This window comes from Haloarchaeobius baliensis (assembly GCF_052060055.1).
GTDB classification, from domain to species: Archaea; Halobacteriota; Halobacteria; order Halobacteriales; family Natrialbaceae; genus Haloarchaeobius; species Haloarchaeobius baliensis.
In genome coordinates, this window is the sequence record NZ_JBPPFR010000002.1 from 878,167 (window position 1) to 897,283 (window position 19,117).

The window sequence follows — 19,117 nt, forward strand, 5'->3', positions numbered from 1 at the left end:
GGCGGCGCGTTCCCGGACCCCCACTGACGGAAAGGCTTACGTGCGAACTGTCGGTAGAACTGTTGTGGAACGCGTCGAGGTCACGACGGTCATCTACGCCCCGCCGGAGCGCATCTTCGAGTTCCTCGTGAACTTCCCGGGCTACGCGCGATACTCGGAGTACCTGAAGGAGGTACGCCAGAACGGCGACGGCGGCGCCGGGACGCGCTACCAGCTCGAGTTCGCCTGGTGGAAGCTGACCTACACCGCCCACTCGGAGGTCACCGCCATCGAGCCGCCGGAGACCATCGAGTGGCGCATCCTGAAGGACATCGACGCAGTCGGCCAGTGGCGGGTCGAGCCCGAGCCGGAGTCCGCACCGGAGGGCGAGGAGCACGCCTGCCGCGTACGGTTCCTGGTGAAGTACGACCCGGACTCGGCGCGGGCGGGCGACATCAAGATACCGCGGTTCGTCTCCATCTCGTGGGTCATCGACAAGGTGAAACCGAAGATCCGCAGCGAGGCGAAGCGCATCGTCGAGCGTGTCGTCAGGGACGTCGAGGGACGCCGTCGCGACGTCGACGTGACCATCGACACCGGCTCGGACTGAAACCCGAACCCTCTTGTCACCCCCAGCGGTAGACGCGTGCAACTGGACTGAGGTGGGATGTACGTTATCGTAATCGGAGCCGGCGAGGTCGGAAGCAACATCGCGGCGAGCCTGGCCGACTCTCACGAGGTCGTCCTCGTCGACCGAGACGGGGACGTGGTTGACTCGCTCACATACGAACTCGACGTGCTCCCGCTGGAGGGCGACGGCACCTCCCTGGACACGCTGGAGGAGGCTGGCATCGCCCAGGCGGACATGGTCATCGCCTGCACGGACGGCGACGAGACGAACATCGTCGCGTGTGCGACGGCCAAGACCGTCAGCGACGCGTTCACCATCGCCCGGGTGAAGCGCACCGAGTTCCTCGACACCTGGAGCGGGGTCGAGGGCGCGTTCGGCGTCGACTTCATGGTCTGTACCGACCTGCTGACCGCCCAGAGCATCGTCCGCATCGCCGGCCTGCCCGGCGCGCGTGACGTCGACTCGTTCGCCAACGGCTGTGTCCGCATGGCGGAGTTCGAGGTGACCGAGAGCTCGCCGATCGCCGACGAGACGGTCGCCGACGCCGACCGCTTCGAGTCGCTGACGTTCGCGGCCATCCTGCGGAACGGCGACGTGACCATCCCGCGCGGCGAGACCGTCATCGAGGTCGGCGACCAGGTCATCGTCATCGGGAGCCCCGAGAGCGTCCGGCAGTTCGCACGGTCGCTCACCCCGAGCCCCGACCTCGACGAGCTGGACGACGTCTACATCGTGGGCGGCAGCGAGATCGGCTTCCAGACCGCCCGCCTGTTCGAGGAACGCGGCATCAAGCCCCACATCGTCGAGGCCGACCCCGAGCGCGCCCGCGACCTCGCCGAACAGCTCCCGGGGAGCATCGTCTTCGAGAACGACGCGACCGACGTTGAGTTCCTCTACCAGGAGCACGTCGACGAGGCAGACCTCGTCGTCACGACGCTCGAGTCCGACGAGAAGAACCTCCTCGTCTCGCTGCTGGCCAAGCGTGTCGGCGCGGCACGAACGGTCACCGTCGTCGAGAACGGCCGCTACGTGGACCTGTTCGAGACGGTCGGCGTCGACGTCGCGGTCAACCCGCGCGAGGTGACCGCCGAGGAGATCACCCGGTTCACCCGCGAGGAACACACGGAGAACATCGCGATCATCGAATCCGACCGTGCAGAGGTGCTGGAGATCGAGGTCGACGCCGAGAGCATCCTCGCGAACCGGACCATCGCCGACGCGGCCGCGGACCTCCCCGAGGGCGTCGTCATCGGGGCGGTGACGCGTGACGAACGCTTCGTCACGCCGCGTGGGAACACGGTCGTCGAGGTCGGCGACCACGCGGTCGTGTTCGTGGATACGAGCGTGCTCGACGACGTCGCGAGTCGCCTATGAAGCTGCGGGTGAACTGGCGGGCGAGCGTGAGCCTCGTCGGGACCGTGCTCAAGTACCTCGCCCTCACAACGGTCGTCCCCATCCTCACCGGGCTCGCCTACGGTGACGCGTTCGTCCCGTACATCCTCCCGTTCTTCGTGACCGCCGCGCTGGCCGTGGGGCTCGGAACGGTGATGGAGCGGCTCGACCCGGACCCCGACATCGGCTCCCGAGAGGGCCTGCTGATGGTGTCGCTCACCTGGCTCGTCGTCTCCATCGTCGGCATCGTGCCGTACGTGCTCGAGGGGCTGACCTACCAGAACGGCGAGCTCGTCTACCTCATCGAGTCGACGCTGCATCACCCGGAGAACGCCCTGTTCGAGTCGATGAGCGGCTTCACCACCACTGGGGCGACCGTGATGGGGACCATCGACCCGACGTACCACTCCCGCGGGCTGATGATCTGGCGCCAGATGACGCAGTGGCTCGGCGGCATGGGGATCGTCGTCCTCGCGGTCGCCATCCTCCCCGAGCTCTCGGTCGGTGGGGCACAGCTGATGGACGCGGAGGCGCCGGGCCCCGGCATCGAGAAGCTGACGCCCCGCATCACCGAGACGGCCCGCGCGCTGTGGGTCATCTACGCCGGCATCACGCTCCTCGAGATCGGGCTGCTGTACGGGCTCAACCTCGCGGGACTGGCCCCGAACATGGGCGTCTACAACGCCGTCTCCCACGGCTTCACGACGATGTCGACCGGCGGCTTCTCGCCGGAGGCGCGCAGCATCGAGGCGTTCAGCGCCGCGGTGCAGTGGCTCATCGTCCCGTTCATGGTCGCCGCAGGGACCAGCTTCCCGCTGTTCTGGCACGCCTCGAAGGGCGACTTCGACCAGTTCCGGACCGACGCGGAGTTCCGCGTCTACGCCGGTATCATGGGCGTCCTCTCCGCGATCATCGCGGGCTTCCTCTTCGTGGACGTCGGTCTGGCCGATGCGGCCACCGAGGCGACGCAGGCTGCCTACGAGGGTGTCGACCAGGACTTCCTCGCCCACACGTTCCCCATCGCGGGTGACGTCGAGGCCTCCCTCAGACACGCGACGTTCCAGGCCGTCTCACTCACGACCACCACGGGCTACGCGACCATGGACTTCACCACCTGGAAGGGGCCGGCGAAGTTCGTCCTCGTGTTCGCGATGTTCGTCGGCGGCTCCGCCGGGTCGACCGGTGGTGGTATCAAGGTCGTCCGCTGGCTGGTCATCCTGAAGTCGCTCCGCCGCGAGCTGTTCTCGACGGTCCACCCGAAGGCCGTCCAGCCGGTCAGGCTCGGTGGCCGCGCGCTCGACGAACGCGCCATCCGTGGCATCTACGCGTTCACGCTGCTGTACATGGTCATCTTCTTCGTCGCGACCCTGCTACTCGCGGCCGACGCGGCGTTCGTCGGCCCCCACAGCCTCACCGTCATCGAGGCGATGACGGCCGTCGCCGCCACGCTCGGGAACATCGGACCGGGGCTCGGGACGGTCGGCCCGATGGGCAGCTACATCGACTTCACCTGGGAGGCGAAGCTGTTCATGGTCGCGCTGATGTGGGTCGGCCGCCTCGAGATCTTCCCCGTCCTCGTGCTGCTGACGCGGGCGTACTGGCAGTCCTGAGGCCCGACTCTCCTCCCGACGTTCAAGTACCAGAGCGGCGCCAACGGTGGCGTGACCTGACGAACCGCCGTCCGTCGGCGCAGCGGGTGCGTGGCACACCGACGGACGGGCCTCCGTGCCGCCTGTTCGCCCCTACGGATCCAGCCCCTTGAGTGCAGACCGCGCGAGCACAAGCACAGGGATGATCTCCAGTCGCCCGATCCACATGTTGAACAGGAACAGCACCTCGGCGACGGCGGGCATCTCCGGGCCGGTGATGCCCGTCGAGAGCCCGACGTTGCCCTGCGCGCTGGCCACCTCGAACAGGGCGTCTGCGTAGCCGAAGTCGGGGCCGGTCAGGTTCACCAGCACCAGGCTCGACGCCAGGAGCAGGATGACCCACAGCAGGCTGACGATGGCGGCCTCGGCGAACTCCCGGTTCATCGCGTCGGCGTCGAGCCGTCGACCGTCGATGACCGTGCTGACGACCGCGCTCTGTGGCAGGAACACGCGGGAGAACTGCCACTGGATGCCCTTCGAGACGGTGTAACCGCGGATGATCTTGATGCCGCCGACGGTCGACCCGGCGGCCCCGCCCATCGTCATCGCCCCGGCGAGCAGGAGCTTCCCACCGTCGGACCAGCGGCCGATGGGCGATGACTGGAAGCCGGTGCAGGAGAGCGCGCTGACCCACTGGAACGTCCCGTCGCGGATGGCGTCGAGCTCCGCCGTCGAGAGCACCGGAACCGGCGACGCGACCGTCGCGCCGTAGCCCTCCGGCACGAGTCCGACCAGTGCATTCTGTGCGGAGAGCGCGACGATACCGCCGCCGAGCAGCAGGAACAGCCAGCGGGTCTGGACGTCCTCGTACAGCTCGGACCACTCGCCGTTCGAGAGCACGGCGTAGTGGATGGGGAACGCGACCGCACCGAGTGTCATCACCGGGAGCAACACGGTCTCGACGAGCGGCGAGTTGTAGGTCTCCATCGAGTTGTCCGTCACGGAGAACCCACCCGTCGACAGCGCCGTCATCGCGTGGTTGAGTGCCTGCCAGAACGTCTCGAACAGCGGGAGGTCCTGGCTCCACCAGAGCGCGAGGAACAGCACGGCGATGGAGAGGAGCGTGTAGCCGACGAAGATCTTCCACACCGTCCGCACCGTCGAGACGACCGAGGGGTGGATCTTCTCCTCGCGCGCCTCGGACCGGTAGAGTGCGTAGCTCCCGCTGCCGGGCCGCGAGAGGATGGTCACCGTGAGGACGATGACGCCCACGCCGCCGACGTACTGGATGAGCGAGCGCCACCACTGCACGGAGCGGGGGAGCGATGGCTCGTGGGCGGCCATCGTGAGTCCGCTGCCGGTCCAGCCGCTCATCGACTCGAACAGCGCGTGCAGCGGGTTCCGGAAGTAGAGCAGGCTCGACCGGCTGGTCGCGCCGGCGACGGTCACCGGCTCCCAGCCCGCACTGGCGGGCACGTAGCCCGCCATCGTCGCCACCGGCGTCAGCCACGCGACGAGGAAGAACGCGAGGCCGCCGAAGACCGCCGTCGCGAACCAGCCGCTCGCCGCGATGACCATCCCGTGTTTCATCTTCGGGTCCGGTGCGTCCGCGAACAGCCGTCGACAGCTCTTCCCGACGCCGGCGGCGACCCCGCCTGCGAGCAGGAAGCCGAGTGCGGGGGCGAACTCCCCGAACCCGAGGGCGACGACGACGGTCACCGACAGCAGTCCGGCCTGCATCAACAGCAGGGTCCCCACGTCACGGAGGATGACGGCGAGGTCGGCCTGGACGCCCGCGACACGCTTGTTCCGTGGCATCTACTCCAGCTCGTGGTCCTCGACGTGTCCGAACACGTCGGTCACGTCGGGAGTCGCGCCCTCGGCGGCATACACCGTCAGCAGGTCGCCGGCCTCGATGCGCGTGTCGCCGCGGGGCGTGATGGGTTTGCCGTTGTCGTCGCCGTTCCGTTCGATTGCGACGATGAGGAAGTCGTCGGTCAGCAGGTCGGCTTCGTTCGCCTCCCGGAGTGTCACCCCGTCGATGGGTGCGCCCGCGTCGACCGTGATCTCGAACACCTCCGCGGTGTCGCCGACCTTCATGTAGTCCTTGATGGAGGGTCGCTTCACCGCCCGGTAGAGGTACTCCGCGATGAGGCTCTGTGGGTTCTCCATCGTCGTGACGCCGATGCGTTCGAACAGCTTCATGTGCTCGGGGTTGTGGACGACGCTGACGATGGCGGGGACGTCCCGCTCCATGGCGAGCAGGGAGACCATGATGTTCGTCGCGTCCTGGTCGGTCGTCGAGATGAGGGCGTCCGCGCGGTCGATGCCGGCCTCCTCGAGGGTCTCGGAGACGGTCGCGTCGGCGTTGAGGACGAGGCAGTCGTAGCGCGTCGCGGCGGCCTCGGCCTTCTCGGGGTTCTTCTCGACCACGACGACCTCGTTCTGGTCGCCGGTGGCGATGTCGATGAGCGGGGTCCCGATGTTCCCCGCGCCGACGATGATGACGTACATGCCTGCCCGCTTCCCGCGGGACGAAAGAAAAGCTACCGTTCGGACTGCGGCGTCTCGTAGTCGCCGCCGTACCGGAGGAACAGGTACGCGAGCGACAGGGTCGTCAGCATCGCTGCGACGGTGCCGACGGCGAGCGACATCGCGCTGTCGGGCAGGCTCGGTCCGCCACCGCCGCTGGACGGCGCGCTCCCGGACTCGTTGACCACGATGCTGCCCTTCATACCGAGTCCGGCGTGAGGCGTGCACTCGTACTCGAACGTGCCGAGCGTCTCGAACGTGTATTCGTACGTGAACCCGGTGTTCTCGGTCGGCTGGTGACCCTCCCAGCCCGATCCTTCGGGCACCGACGTGGGACTGATGTTGTGGTTGTCGGACTCCCAGTTGAACGTCACCGTCGTCCCGGGTGCGACGTACAGCGGCTCCTCCGTACCGGGGGTGTACACGTAGTCACCGTTCGGGCCGACCGCGACGGTCGCACTGCCGCCGCCACCGCCGCCACCGCCTTCGCCCTCCTGTGCGCTCACGGCACCTGCGGACGCAGCGGCGGCCGTCGCGCCGGCCGCTCCCTGCAGGAATCGCCGACGCGAGACCGGTGTGTCTGAGTTCATGGGCGGAGGTTAGGGATGCCCCGTACTGAATTCTTCGATACGGGTCACAGCGTGTAGTCGTGGGTCCCGTCCTCGCTCGCGAGGAAGGCGGCGGTGAGGTCGATGGCCCCGGCGATATCCTCGGCGTGGGCGACCTCTGTCGGCGTGTGGAGGTACCGGGTCGGGATGGAGACGGCACCGACGGGGATCGAACCGTGTGCGCGCTGGAGGCCGCCGGTGTCGGTGCCGCCCGTCGGGAGCACCTCGAACTGGTGGTCGATGCCCTCCTGCGCGGCCACCTCGCGCAGACGGCGGTGGACCTTGCGGTTCGTGATGACCGAGGAGTCCTTGAGCTTGATCGCGGCGCCTGCACCGAGGTCGGTCACGTGGTCGTACTCGTCGAAGTCGGTGAGGTCGTTCGCGACCGTCGTGTCCAGCGCCAGAGCGAGGTCGGGGTCGAGGTCCACGCCGATGGTCTGGGCGCCCCGGAGGCCGACCTCCTCCTGTACGGTCGCGACGAAGTGGATGGTCGCGGTGGGGTCGTCGACGCGCCGGGCGAGTTCGAGGAGTGCGAAGACGGAGACGCGGTTGTCGATGGACTTGCCGGAGATGCAGTCGCCGAGTGGCTGGGTACGCTGGTCCATCGTGACCAGGTCGCCGACGTCGACCCGCTCCGCGACCTCCGCCTTCGGCAGCCCGACGTCGACGCGCACGTCGTGGACCTCGCGCTCGTCGTCGTCGTCGCTGCCGCCCGTGTGGGGTGGGACGGAGCCGATGACCCCGGGGAGCTTCCCCTGCTCGGTCTGGACGACGACGCGCTGGGCGCGCAGCACCTCGGGGTCCCAGCCGCCGAGGGCGTCGATGGCGAGGAAGCCCTTCTCGTCGACCCGGCGGACCATGAAGCCGATCTCGTCCATGTGTGCGGCGACGACGACCTCGTGGTCGGACTCGCCGTCGACGGTGCCGACGACGTTGCCCATCGCGTCGCTGTCGAGGTGGTCGACCTCGTCCTCGAGCTCGCGTCGGACGATGTCGCGGACGTTGCCCTCGTAGCCGGGCGGGCCGTGGGTCTCGGTGAGCTCGACGAGGAGGTCGTAGTCGAAGTCGTACGGGTGCATGCCACGGAGTCGCGCCCCCGCGGACAAAAGCGAGTCGGAAGCGGTCGGCGACGTCGGTATCGGCAGCCAGGTCAGCGGCGCAGTCGGGCGAGTCGACCGACGGAGAGCCGGTGGAGCAGGTCGCGCTTGATGAGCACGAAGCCGGCGAAGATGACGACGAAGCCGAGCAGCGTGGTCCCGTCGACGACGCTCCCGAGGACGACCCAGGCGACGACGGTGGCGACCACGGGTTCGAGGTAGCCCACGAGGTTGAGCTCGGTGGGACCGAGTCGCTCGAGGAGCTCGAAGTAGAGCAGGAAGGCGACGACGCCGGAGGCGAGCGCGAGGTAGGCGAGGGAGACGACGGCGGTGCCCGTCCACTCGATGGCGAGCACGGACTCGCCGCGGGCCAGACTGCCGACGTGGAGGATGGCTGCTCCGAGAAGCATCGCCCAGGCCTGCTTCGTCTGTACCGGCAGCCCGGTGTCGAGCGGTCTGGTCAGGACCGAGCCGAGGGCGAAGGCCGTCCCGGCACAGAACACCAGCAGGACGCCGACGAGACTCGAGGAGAGTGCGCTCCCGGGCTCGGGCTGGACGACGACGACGACGCCGACGATGCCGACCAGGAAGCCGACCGCGCCGAGTGGCTGGAGCGGGTCGTCGACCTCAAGCGCGCTCCCGAAGCCAGCGGTGAGGATGGGCGAGAGGCTGATGACGACGGCGGCGACGGCACCGGAGATGTGCTGTTCACCGAGGTAGAGCAGCGCGTGGTAGGCCGCGAAGACCAACAGCGCGGTGACGCCGGTCTGGAGCCACTCCGTCCGCCCCCGTGGTCGCCACCGGTCGACGGAGTGGACCGCGTAGGCGAGTACGAGCACGCCGGCCACGTCGTACCGCAGCGCAGCGAACAGTAGCGGTGGGAAGTGGTGGAGGCCGATCTCGATGGCGACGAACGACGCCCCCCAGAGAGTAGCCAGCAGTACGAACAGTCCCCCAGTATCTGGGACTGCCTTCGACTGTATCGATTCTAACATGGTGGAATCTGCAACTACGGCGGTATAAAAATGAATCGAACTGAAGTTGGATAGGAGGCCAGTTTATGGTACAGATATCGGAATAGCTGGATGGAGTTCTATCTACACTTGCTTGGTGGGATATTTGTATCAAAACTTTCCATGCCAAAGCTTCTTTAGCACGCCCCCTGCACGGGGATGCATGGACGAGCGCGACATCAGGCTCCTGAAGGCGATCGCCGAGCTGGGAACCGGTAGTCCCGACAAGCTGCACGAGGAGACCGGTATCCCGGTGTCGACCATCCACTACCGGCTGAACAACCTTCGCGAGGACGGTATCGTGGAGAACGACCTCTACGACATCGACCTGGACGAGTTCGGGCTGAGCGTCACGGTCATCGTCGAGGTGCTCGCGGACTACAGCGGCACCCACTCGGACGTGGCCGAGGGTATCAAGGAGATAGAGGGCGTCACACAGGTGTTCTCGACGATGGGCGAGACCGACTTCATCGCCATCGCACGGCTGGGTGACGCGGACATGGTGGGCGACCTGATGCGCTCGTTCGAGGAGGTCCCGGAGATCGAGCGGACGAACTCGACGTACGTCATCGACACGCTCTGGGACGACACGCGCGGGCTGAACAGCTACAGCATGGAGACGCTGCTCGCGGAGTTCACGGACGACTGAGAGCGGCGAGAATCAGTGGTCGACCAACGAATCAGTGGCCGACCTGCGGGTCCTCGGGGAGCTGCCGGCGCTGCTCGCGCAGTTGTGCGGGCATCTCCTCGTAGGCGTGCTCGAACATCTCCTCCGGCTCGTAGCCGGTGTGATCCTCGGCGGCCTCGACGGCGCGGGCGACCTCCTCCGTGGCCCACTGCTCGACGGCCTCCTGGTCCTCGTCGGACCAGCCGAACTCCTCCTCCAGGTACGTCCGGGAGCGGTCGAGCGGGTCCTCCTGGAGCCAGTCGGCGGCGTCGTCCTCGTCGCGGTAGACCGACGGGTCGTCGGTCGTCGTGTGTGCGCCGCGCCGGTAGGTGACGGCCTCGATGAGCGTCGGGCCGCCCCCGTTCTTGGCCTTCTCGAGCGCCTCGCTCACGACGTCGTGGACGGCGAACACGTCGTTCCCGTCGACGCGGACGCCCTCGAAGCCGTACGCCTTGGCCTTCTGGGCGATGGTCGCACTCGCGGTCTGGCGCTCGCGGGGCACCGAGATGGCGTAGCCGTTGTTCTGGCAGAAGAACACCGTCGGCGTGTCGAAGACGCCGGCGAAGTTCATCCCCTCGTGGAAGTCGCCCTCGCTCGTCGCGCCGTCGCCGAAGGAGACCAGCGAGGCGACGTCGTCGCCCCTGTACTTCGCCGCCATGCCGACGCCGACGGCGTGGGGGAGCTGCGTGGCGATGGGGATGGCGCTGGTGAACGTCGTCAGGTCGTCGCCCTCCTCCCGGTCGACGTACTGGCCGTCGCCCAGCAGGTGAAGCAGGACCTCGCGGAGGTCGATGCCGCGCTCGACGAACATCGCGTGGTCCCGGTAGGTCGGGAACAGGTAGTCCGGGTCCGAGAGGGCGGCTGCCGCACCGACCTGGGCCGCCTCCTGCCCGCGCATCGGCGCGTACGTGCCGATGCGCCCCTGGCGGTGGAGGCTGATCGCCTTCTCGTCGAATGTCCGTGCGAGTACCATGGACTCGTAGAGCGCTTTCGCTGCCGTCTCTCCGAGCTTGCGGTCTCCGACGGCGGAGCCGCCCGGCGACATCACACGGACCAGGTTTTCAGCCTCACTTGACATTGGAGTTCACCTGAGAGTCTATCGGACAATCGGCCCTATACGTAATAAAACATCGCCTCGGACTCGATTCGGTGTGAAATTTACTGCCACACTTATATACAAATCGGGTTCTGGTCAGAATTCGTCGGCGGACGACGGCAGGAATCTGACGAATCGTAACTCGTGTGCCGGAGTCACAACCCTTAGGCGGGGGCGCGTAGAGGGAGCGGACATGAGCAACTGGATCGGTCGCACCTTCACGAGCGACACCGGGTGGGACCACCTCGAGACCCTGGTCGACATCGGCGACCGGATGGCCGGCAGCGATGGCGAACGCGCCGCCGCGGAGGCGACACGCGATGCACTCGCGGAGGCAGGCGCGCGCGACGCGCACCTCGACGAGTTCGAGATACAGGGCTGGGAGCGCGGCGACAGCGAGATCCGTGCCGCCGACGCCACCTACAGCGACGCCCACGAGTGCATCGCGCTCCCGCGCAGCCCCGCGGACGATGTCGCGGGCGACCTCCTCGACCTCGGCTACGGCCTCCCCGACGACTTCGAGGAGACCGACTGCGAGGGCAAGATCGTCATCGCCCGCAGCGACGTCCCCGAGCACTACGACCGCTACCTCCACCGGCGTGAGAAGTACTACCACGCCGTCGAGGCCGGCGCGGCCGCGTTCGTCTACCGCAACCACGTGGAGGGCTGTCTCCCGCCCACTGGCTCGGTCGGCACCGCTGACTCGCCGGTCGGCGATATCCCCGCCGTCGGCGTCTCCGCCGAGACGGGTGCGCAACTGGTCCGCCGGCACGAGGGCGACGAGCTCACCGTCTCCGTCACCGCCGAGACGCCCGACGCGACCAGCCAGAACGTCCACGCCGAACTCGGCCCCGACACCGACGAGGTCGTCTACGTCACCAGCCACGTCGACGCCCACGACATCTCCACCGGTGCGATGGACAACGGTGCCGGCACCGCCATGGTCGTCGAACTCGCCAGCATCCTCGCGGACCTCGAGGCCGACCTCGAGACCCGCGTCCAGTTCGTCGCCTTCGGTGCCGAGGAGGTCGGCCTGGTCGGCTCCGCGCACGAGGCCGACCGCGTCGACCTCGACGACGTGAAGGTCGTCGTCAACGCCGACGGCGTCGTCCAGGGGCGCGACCTCGCGCTCTACACCCACGGCTTCGACGCGCTCGACGAGGCCGTCGAGGCGGTCGCCGACCGGTTCGAGCACCCCATCGAGACCGTCCCGAAGCTCGGCCCCCACAGCGACCACTGGCCGTTCACCCAGTGGGGCGTCCCCGGCTACCACGCCTACGGCAAGAGCGAGGGCTCGGGCCGCGGCTGGGGCCACACGCACGCCGACACCCTCGACAAGCTCGAGGTGCGGGACCTCCGCGAGCAGGCCATCCTGCTGGCCGCACTCACCGTCCAGACCGCTGCAGAGTCGTTCGAGATCCCACACAAGGAGCCCGAGGAGATCGCCGAGGCCCTCGAGGACGAGGACCTCGCCGAGGGCATGAAGATCACCGGCGACTGGCCCTACGACGAGGACTGAGCCGGCGTTCGATCCTCGACTCGACGCTCCGGGGATTGCACTTGCCGTCGAGTGTCCACCGCTGGCGGGCGGTGTGCGGTTCGGAGTGAGTGCTTGCGAGCGAGACCCCCGATGCGGACGGCGGGTCGTCGGGCCGGCGGTCCGACGGTGGGACTGCAAGCGACTCGTGGCTTTCTGGCGGGTGTAGATCGAGACAGTCCCCCCCGTCAGCCGAGGCAGTATGTGGGTCGAGGGGTCCAGGAACTCCCCCGACTACTCGCAGCCACATCGGCGGGAGCGAGTTGTAGCCTTTTTGTCGCCGGGGGCGCGAGTACTCACCATGGAGAGCGCCGCCCGCGACAGCGACGAGCCGCCGACCGTCGGCGTCGTCGGGAGCCAGGAGGACACGGTCGAACGCATCAGTGCCGCCGTCTCGGAGGCCGACGCAGTCCCGCTGGCGACCGACGCCACGGGAGTCGGTGAGGCGTCGTTCGCCGTCGCGGTCGGCGAGCGAGCGCTCGGCGAGCTGGCGAGCGTGGCGGTCGACGTGCCGGTGCTGGCAGTCGACGCGGGGCCGGGGGTTCGGTCGGTCGCGACCGAGGACGCAGCGGCGGCCATCGAGGCCGTGCTCGGCGGCGATGTCGAGCGCACCGCGCGCCGGACGTTCGCGGTCGACGTCGGTGCGGAGCGCTACGACGCGGTGTTCGACGTGACGCTCGTGACGACCGAACCGGCCCGCATCTCGGAGTACTGCGTGGCGGCCGGTGGCGAACAGGTCGCCCAGTTCCGCGCCGACGGAGTGGTCGTCGCCACGCCCGCCGGGAGCCACGGGTACGCGCGCGCCGCCGGCGGGCCTGTCGTCGCCGGCACCGCGCCGGTCGCCGCCGTCGTGCCCATCGCACCGTTCGCCATCGACACGAACCACTGGGTCGTCTCGGACGAGGACGTGCGTCTCTCGGTCGAACGCGACGAGGGGAGCGTCTCCCTGCTCGTCGACGACCGGGCGGTCGGGACGGTCGACCCGGCGGCGCCGGTCCGGCTGTCGCCCGGTCACGAGCTGGTACTCCTCTGCCCACCGGGGAGTACGCCACCGTGGTAGCCCGCTTTGGAAAAACTCTAATGTCCTAACGTCCGAGGTGGGAGTATGGACCCTAACGTGATGCTCGGCCCGCTCGACCAGCTCGGGCGTGAAGTCGTCGCAGGCGTGTTGCTGATCGAGTTCGTCCTGTTCGGACTCGTCGTCGGCAACATGCTGACCCGTTTCCTCGCGTACCGCCGCAACGTCGCCGAGGCCGAAGAAGATGACGTCGAGTCGCTGACCCGCCACCCGCTCCACGAGGCGACGAACGTACTGCTCCTGCTCGGGACGTTCTACTACACCACCGTCGCTCCCCACGGCGGCATCGTCCTCTCGATGTTCGTCGTCGGCATGGTCATCGCCGACGTCTTCGAACACGAGGTCCGCAGCGTCGACCTCCGGAAGGACGAGAAGCTCCGTGCCCCGAAGGGCGCGCTCGGTATCTCCGTCTTCACGCTCGCCTACGCCGGCTTCCAGTCGCTGTTCTTCCTCGTCTCGGACTACTGGGGCGCCATCATCTGAGGCCGGCCTACCGGTTCTCCGATTCCCGCCGCGACGACGAGCCGGTGCGCTGCATTCGGGGCGCGTCGGTCCCGACGAGACCGCCGTCGCGACTCGGGCGTCACGCGCCGTGTCCCGACCCCCAGACTACCGTCGCCGACACGCTCCTCGGACGGTCGCCAGACTGTCCGCCTGCACCGAACACGCTCCTCCCACGTTACACGTCCTTCGCTCACTGACACGCTGCCGCCACGAACGCACACGCCAGGGCACGTGCGGTCCGGGCGGTATCCCAGAAGGGAGTCGAGACTACGTGGTGTCGACCGTCGGAGAACAGGACTCGGGAACGTCGTCAGCTCGCGAACCGGGTTCGTGCCTCCCGTGCCATCGGCAGGACGACCCAGAACGTCAGTGCGCCCAGGATCATGAACCAGAAGAGACCCTCCTTGACGATGAGGGCGATCGCCTCCAGTGCGCTCGGGTCCGCGGGGTCCGGACCGAGGAGCTGCACCTCCTCGAAGCCGGGGGTGTTGTACCAGCCGGCGAGCACCATCCAGATGAGGCCGGAGGCCGTCGCGATGGCCAGGCCCTTCATGAATTCGTCAGCCATTGTCGGATTCTTCGTCGGTGTCGTCTTTAGACTTTCCCATTCCCGCGGTCCGGAAGCGCGTCGAGAACGCGTAGATGGCCGCGCCGGCGACGATCAACCCCAGACCGAGCAGCGCGAGCAGCAGGTTCACCTCCGAGAGCGGCGCGTTCGCGCTGTTCGTCGCGGTGTCGAGCACGATGAACCCGAGGATGACGCCGGTCATCGCGAGCATCGTCGCGAACACCGTCACCGTCTTGTACAGCCGCATCGGCACCTCGACCTCGCGTCCACGGAAGCCCGACGGCTCCTCTTCTGACGCTGGCGAGTCGTGCGGCTCTGCGGTGTCTGCGTCGTCCATGAGAGGAGAGAGTGGTGTTACTTCGGCGGCCGGAGGCGGTAGTACCGGCGGTTCAGGCTGTACATGTACCCCTCCTGCATCGCCCGGAACACCGTGTAGGCGATGAGTCCCAGCACGGGCGGGATGAGGAACGTCAGGTCGAACAGCAGGTGGGAGTCCATCGGGAGCAGGTTCTTGACCGACAGCGCGGCGATGGTGAACGCGAAGGCGACACCCATGACGCCGATACCGGCCCAGAACGGCTGCTCGACGGGACGGCGCGCGCTCCCCTTGTTGAGGAACGGCACCATCGCGATGAAGCCGACGACGACGATGTTCGCGACGACACCGTACGTCCGGTCGGCCATCAGCTTCTCTCCGCCGAGGATGGACAGCTCGGGGTTGAGCGGGCCGAGCTTCAGCAGGCCGAACGACCAGTACAGGTACCAGTCGGGCAGGATGATCGCCGGCGTCGAGGACGGGTCGGCCGGCGGGCCGATGTGCGGCGGGAGCGTGGCCGAGAGGAACAGGATGAGCCCGACGAAGAAGCTCGTCAGGGCGAAGTTCCGGATCATCTCGTGGGGCCACGCCGGGAAGCCGAGCACGTCACGTTCGACGTAGTCGGACTCCATCCGCAGGTCCTGGTCCTCGCGGCGTGCGCGCTCGAAGTACTCGTAGGTCAGCCGGGAGAGCCCCTGTGTGCGCCCCTTGCGCTCGCTCCACGTGGGGGTCTCGTCGTCCGGCGCGACGATGCCGGTACCGCTGCCGTCTGCGATGGGTTCGGAGTCGTTGTCTTCTGGCATGGTTCTATCAGTGCGGTTCCGCGATACCCTGCATCCAGACGATGCCGATGTGCAGTGCGATCAGCGTCGTCACCACGAACGGCAGGACGAACACGTGCAGGATGTACATCCGTTGCAGCGTCGACTGCGTCAGGGTGAAGCCGCCGAAGATGAGCTGTGCGACCCACTCGCCGGCGAGCGGGATCGAGAGCGACATCTCGACGCCGATCTGGCCCGCCCAGAACGCGAGCTGGTCCCACGGGAGCAGGTAGCCCGTGTACCCGAACACCATCGTCAGCGAGATGAGGATGATGCCGAGGATCCAGTTCAGCTCGCGGGGTTCCTTGTACGCACCGGTGAAGTACACGCGGAGCATGTGCAGGAAGACGGCCGCGACCATCACCTGTGCGGACCAGCGATGGAGCGACCGGAGCATGAACCCGAAGTTCAGGTCCTGCATGATGAACACGATCTGGTTGTACGCCGCCGACGGGTCCCCCGCGGTCGACGGGGAGTAGTAGAACCCGAGCAGCGCGCCGGAGATGGCCGCTACAACGTACGCTATCGTGGAGAACGACCCCAGTGCGTACAGCGGGTACCAGTACCAGAACTTGTTGTCGAGGTTGTACTGCTCGGTGTGGCTCTTGGGCATCTGGAGGTTGACCTTGTAGTACAGGTCCTCCAGCAGTTCCAGGTAGTCGACGACCCGGAGCCGCTTGTCGAGCCAGATGAGCGTCAGCAGGTACGTCTTCTCGACGGGGGTGAGGTCCTTCGTCTTCATCCACCCCTGATGGTCGTATTCGTCTTTCTTTTGCAGGCTCATGGTGCTAGTCCCTCGCTGGCCGCGGCAGGGCCACGAAGTTGGTGCTGATGATGTTGAACGGGTCGTACACCGACTGGTGGCACTGGCAGTAGACGCGGTCGGCCGCGCCGAAGTTGGCCGCGCCAGCCTGGCCCTTGAACGCCGGCACGCAGCAGAAGTGCGTGCACTTGTTCAGGTGGGCCATGACGCCTTCCTTGGTCGTCTCGGACAGCCACTCGTTGTCCTGGGCGGCCTCCTCGATGCGGGTCGAACGGATGACCTCGATGGCCATCGTCTCGGCTGGCTCGAGCCCCTCGGAGCGCCAGCTGCCGGTCGCCGGCTTGCCGATACCAGCGGTACCGATACCGTTGCCCCAGGTCTCGTAGTCGTCGAAGTGGCTCAGCCGCATCCGCTGGCCGCCGCTGACCTCCTCGTTCTGCCAGGCGAACTTCGAGTTCGCGTTGTACCGGAAGTAGTTCGTCAGGTCGGAGTTCTCCTCCTGGGCGTCGGGGTAGACGCCGGGGTAGGTCTGGACGCCGCAGTACTGGAACCACTCCGAGGAGTACGTCTCGCCAGCGATCTCCTCGCGGGCGACCGTGAACGTCCGCCCCTGCTCTTCGACCTCCTGGACCTCTGGCCAGCGGCCCTTGATGTAGAAGTCGTCCTCGCCCGGAATCTCCTCGAGTTCGATGGGGATCTGGGGCATACCGCGCGGTGCGGGCCCGTCGGTGTTCTCGATGGCGCGGAACGTGACGTTCCCACCACCGCCGCCGGCTGCGGAGGTCGTGCTGTTGACGGCTGCCGCGCCCGCTGTGGCGATGCCGGCGAGCGATGCCCCGCCGACGACGCCCTTCACGAAGCGACGGCGGTCCGATTCGACCGGATACTTGTCTTCGTCTACTGGCATGGTTATCTCTTGTAGTAGGGATACACCGCACGTTTGAGTGTGTCGAGCGCGTCGGCGTCGCCGAGTGTCCTCCCGTCGACGTCCTCCTCGCGGATGTAGAGGTCCTCCCACTTGCGACGGCGCTTCTTGACGATCATCACGTCGGGCAGGAACTCCTTGCGGTAGAGCAGCAGGATGAACGCGAGGTCGATGAAGACGATGGCGAGCAGGAACCCGAGGTACATGTTCCCCTCCCCGCTCAGTCCCCAGCCGTTGACGAGGCCGTACGTGAACAGACCGATGAAGACGACCTCGATGACGGTCAACAGGACGATGGCGACCGCTGCGGCGGTGCTCTCTCTGGCAGGTTCGTACCGGTGGATGTCACCGTAGTTGCTTCCTTTCGTGGACATCTATCGGTCCCTCCCTGGGCTGCTGGTGTGTGCGGACTCGCCGTACTTGAGCACGTAGAACGTGAACATCAGCGAGCTCATGATGGCGAGGATAGTCGCGATGCCGACCCAGTGCGCCTGGATGGGGACACCCATGTGCTCGGGGTCGACCTCGCCGCCACCGCCGCCACCCGGCGCCTGGCCGGACTCGTTCACGACGATGGTGCCGACCATACCGAGGCCGACGTGGGGGTCGCACTGGTACTCGTACGTGCCGAGCGTCTCGAACGTGTGCTCGTAGCTGAACCCCGTGTTCTCGGTGGGCATGTGTCCCTCCCAGGTCGCACCTTCCGGCACGGTCTGGACGTTGATGTTGTGGTTGTCCGACTCCCACTCGAAGACCACGGTCGTCCCGGGCGAGATGTAGAGGGGCTCCTCGGTCCCGGGTGTGTACACGTAGTCCCCGTTCGGGCCGACGGCGACGGTCGCCGTTCCGCCACCGCCGCTCGGCGCACCGCTCGTCTCGTTCGTCGTGCCGTTGTCCGAGGAGTTGTTACCCTCCTGGATGGCGAACGAGCCGGACGAGCGTGTGCCCTCCTGGGCAGCGGCCGCACTCGCGGCTCCAGCGCCGCCGGCAACGCCGCTGGCAGCCATCAGAAAGTCCCGCCTATTCATACATACGATGGTCAGGATTGGGTTCGCTTAAACCCACCGATGCAAGGGTCACAGGCCCTACGACTCGGACTGCGCCGTGTCGTCTACCCCCACGGTTTCACGGGGGTCGCCCTCGGGCTCGACGGGGAGGAACGACGGACGCTCGCCGTCCTCCAGACCGATGGCCCGGAGCCGGTCGCGGTACTCCTCGGCCCGGAAGCGGTCCGAGAGTCTGGCGTTCGCCACGGTCAGGAACAGTGCGACGCCCGCGATGGCGAACACCATCGCCATGACGATCATGATGCCACGTGCGATGGCGTCGCCGGCGCCGCCGGTCGCGAAGAACGCCCCCGCGACGAGGCCGAGCGCCCCCAGTAACAGCGTCGTGGCGACGATCTGGAGCATGTTGTTGCCCAGCTGGCCACTCCCCTCCGGAATCTCGTCGGGATGGGGGAGCACCGCCTCTGCCGGCGGCTCCGACGGGTCGTACTCGTCCATCGAGCAGAGTGCGACGGTCGGTTTCACGTCACGGAGGACCGTACCGAAGCCGTCGATGGAGCCGTCGGGGAACACCATCGCGTAGCCCTCGTCGGAGTACGCCAGCAGGGTCTCCTCGCCCTCGTACTCGACGCGCTCGATGACGGCGAACACGTCACGGCTGGCGATCTGGGCGTTGAGGTCCTGCTCGACGCGGTCGAGCAGCTCCGCGCCGACGATCCACGTCTCCGGGTCGAACACGGCGTCCCACTCCTCGTAGCTCATCTCTGCCATCTCGGACGGGCCGAAGTCGTCGAAGTCGTACTTCTCTTCGACCTGACGGCGGAGCTCCTCGTCCGAGACGTACTCCGTCTCGGCAGTCTCTACGGCCTCGTCGGGCTCGCCCTGACCGGCCCGTTCGTCCTCGCCCTCGGACCGGGACGGTCCAGCGTCGGTCATCACCCCGACCTTGGTCCCGAACCTGTAAACGCTTTCCGACGTCCGTCCCGGACCGGAT

At 67.3% G+C, this 19,117-nt stretch carries 21 protein-coding genes; 7 read left to right on the plus strand and 14 right to left on the minus strand.

What is annotated here, in order from left to right; genetic code table 11:
• The first annotated feature begins 64 nt into the window (after positions 1–64).
• Genes ACSG06_RS15290 through ACSG06_RS15300 form a run of 3 tightly spaced genes read left to right on the plus strand, consistent with a single transcriptional unit; the run spans position 65 to position 3,612 of the window.
• Complete coding sequence (locus ACSG06_RS15290; protein WP_440991139.1) at positions 65–589, plus strand: type II toxin-antitoxin system RatA family toxin; 525 nt, start codon at positions 65–67, stop codon at positions 587–589.
• 57 nt (positions 590–646) lie between these two features.
• A complete protein-coding gene (gene trkA, locus ACSG06_RS15295) occupies positions 647–1,984 on the plus strand; it encodes a Trk system potassium transporter TrkA (protein WP_440991140.1) in 1,338 nt (445 codons plus the stop codon).
• A complete protein-coding gene (locus tag ACSG06_RS15300; RefSeq protein ID WP_440991141.1) occupies positions 1,981–3,612 on the plus strand; it encodes a TrkH family potassium uptake protein in 1,632 nt (543 codons plus the stop codon). Before trkA ends, ACSG06_RS15300 begins: the two co-directional genes overlap by 4 nt.
• A 132-nt stretch (positions 3,613–3,744) precedes the next feature.
• Here ACSG06_RS15300 and ACSG06_RS15305 read toward each other — a convergent pair whose 3' ends face one another.
• The 5 genes from ACSG06_RS15305 to ACSG06_RS15325 all read right to left on the minus strand — a co-directional run bounded on the left by ACSG06_RS15305 (position 3,745) and on the right by ACSG06_RS15325 (position 8,823).
• Positions 3,745–5,409, minus strand: coding sequence for a TrkH family potassium uptake protein (locus ACSG06_RS15305; RefSeq protein ID WP_440991142.1), 1,665 nt, complete (start codon positions 5,407–5,409; stop codon positions 3,745–3,747).
• Positions 5,410–6,105: a potassium channel family protein gene (locus ACSG06_RS15310; protein ID WP_440991143.1), complete on the minus strand. Its 696-nt coding sequence runs from the start codon at positions 6,103–6,105 to the stop codon at positions 5,410–5,412.
• 32 nt (positions 6,106–6,137) lie between these two features.
• A complete protein-coding gene (locus tag ACSG06_RS15315) occupies positions 6,138–6,713 on the minus strand; it encodes a plastocyanin/azurin family copper-binding protein (protein ID WP_440991144.1) in 576 nt (191 codons plus the stop codon).
• 44 nt (positions 6,714–6,757) lie between these two features.
• Complete coding sequence (locus ACSG06_RS15320) at positions 6,758–7,810, minus strand: M42 family metallopeptidase (protein WP_440991145.1); 1,053 nt, start codon at positions 7,808–7,810, stop codon at positions 6,758–6,760.
• 71 nt (positions 7,811–7,881) lie between these two features.
• Positions 7,882–8,823, minus strand: a complete 942-nt coding sequence (locus tag ACSG06_RS15325; RefSeq protein ID WP_440991146.1) for a DMT family transporter — start codon at positions 8,821–8,823, stop codon at positions 7,882–7,884.
• Between the two features lie 181 nt (positions 8,824–9,004).
• Here ACSG06_RS15325 and ACSG06_RS15330 point away from each other — a divergent pair, with 181 nt between their 5' ends.
• A complete protein-coding gene (locus tag ACSG06_RS15330) occupies positions 9,005–9,490 on the plus strand; it encodes an Lrp/AsnC family transcriptional regulator (RefSeq protein ID WP_440991147.1) in 486 nt (161 codons plus the stop codon).
• A gap of 31 nt (positions 9,491–9,521) precedes the next feature.
• Here ACSG06_RS15330 and pdhA read toward each other — a convergent pair whose 3' ends face one another.
• A complete protein-coding gene (pdhA, locus tag ACSG06_RS15335; protein WP_440991148.1) occupies positions 9,522–10,586 on the minus strand; it encodes a pyruvate dehydrogenase (acetyl-transferring) E1 component subunit alpha in 1,065 nt (354 codons plus the stop codon).
• A gap of 211 nt (positions 10,587–10,797) precedes the next feature.
• Between pdhA and ACSG06_RS15340 the strand changes: the two genes are divergently transcribed.
• The 3 genes from ACSG06_RS15340 to ACSG06_RS15350 all read left to right on the plus strand — a co-directional run bounded on the left by ACSG06_RS15340 (position 10,798) and on the right by ACSG06_RS15350 (position 13,702).
• Positions 10,798–12,123 carry a M28 family peptidase gene (locus tag ACSG06_RS15340; RefSeq protein ID WP_440991149.1) on the plus strand — a complete coding sequence of 442 codons (1,326 nt, stop codon included), beginning with the start codon at positions 10,798–10,800 and terminating at the stop codon, positions 12,121–12,123.
• Positions 12,124–12,442: 319 nt separating this feature from the next.
• Positions 12,443–13,201 carry an NAD(+)/NADH kinase gene (locus ACSG06_RS15345; RefSeq protein ID WP_440991150.1) on the plus strand — a complete coding sequence of 253 codons (759 nt, stop codon included), beginning with the start codon at positions 12,443–12,445 and terminating at the stop codon, positions 13,199–13,201.
• A 45-nt stretch (positions 13,202–13,246) separates the two neighbouring features.
• The gene (locus tag ACSG06_RS15350) at positions 13,247–13,702 is read left to right on the plus strand and encodes a DUF7313 family protein (protein WP_440991151.1); all 456 of its coding nucleotides are present in this window, start codon (positions 13,247–13,249) and stop codon (positions 13,700–13,702) included.
• A gap of 331 nt (positions 13,703–14,033) precedes the next feature.
• Here ACSG06_RS15350 and ACSG06_RS15355 read toward each other — a convergent pair whose 3' ends face one another.
• Genes ACSG06_RS15355 through ACSG06_RS15390 form a run of 8 tightly spaced genes read right to left on the minus strand, consistent with a single transcriptional unit; the run spans position 14,034 to position 19,059 of the window.
• Positions 14,034–14,291: a DUF7314 family protein gene (locus tag ACSG06_RS15355; RefSeq protein WP_440991152.1), complete on the minus strand. Its 258-nt coding sequence runs from the start codon at positions 14,289–14,291 to the stop codon at positions 14,034–14,036.
• Positions 14,284–14,628, minus strand: coding sequence for a DUF7315 family membrane protein (locus ACSG06_RS15360; protein ID WP_440991153.1), 345 nt, complete (start codon positions 14,626–14,628; stop codon positions 14,284–14,286). The genes ACSG06_RS15355 and ACSG06_RS15360 overlap by 8 nt, the downstream gene beginning before the upstream one ends.
• Before the next feature lie 17 nt (positions 14,629–14,645).
• Positions 14,646–15,410: a cytochrome b family protein gene (locus ACSG06_RS15365; RefSeq protein WP_440991154.1), complete on the minus strand. Its 765-nt coding sequence runs from the start codon at positions 15,408–15,410 to the stop codon at positions 14,646–14,648.
• Between the two features lie 7 nt (positions 15,411–15,417).
• Positions 15,418–16,212, minus strand: coding sequence for a cytochrome b (locus tag ACSG06_RS15370; RefSeq protein ID WP_440991155.1), 795 nt, complete (start codon positions 16,210–16,212; stop codon positions 15,418–15,420).
• Between the two features lie 4 nt (positions 16,213–16,216).
• Positions 16,217–17,098 carry a ubiquinol-cytochrome c reductase iron-sulfur subunit gene (locus ACSG06_RS15375; RefSeq protein WP_440991156.1) on the minus strand — a complete coding sequence of 294 codons (882 nt, stop codon included), beginning with the start codon at positions 17,096–17,098 and terminating at the stop codon, positions 16,217–16,219.
• Positions 17,099–17,100: 2 nt separating this feature from the next.
• A complete protein-coding gene (locus tag ACSG06_RS15380; RefSeq protein WP_440991157.1) occupies positions 17,101–17,490 on the minus strand; it encodes a DUF7318 family protein in 390 nt (129 codons plus the stop codon).
• Positions 17,491–18,144 (minus strand): plastocyanin/azurin family copper-binding protein, encoded by a 654-nt coding sequence (locus ACSG06_RS15385; protein WP_440991158.1) that lies wholly within the window; start codon positions 18,142–18,144, stop codon positions 17,491–17,493.
• A gap of 57 nt (positions 18,145–18,201) precedes the next feature.
• Positions 18,202–19,059 (minus strand): DUF7319 domain-containing protein, encoded by an 858-nt coding sequence (locus ACSG06_RS15390; RefSeq protein ID WP_440991159.1) that lies wholly within the window; start codon positions 19,057–19,059, stop codon positions 18,202–18,204.
• Positions 19,060–19,117: the final 58 nt, after the last annotated feature.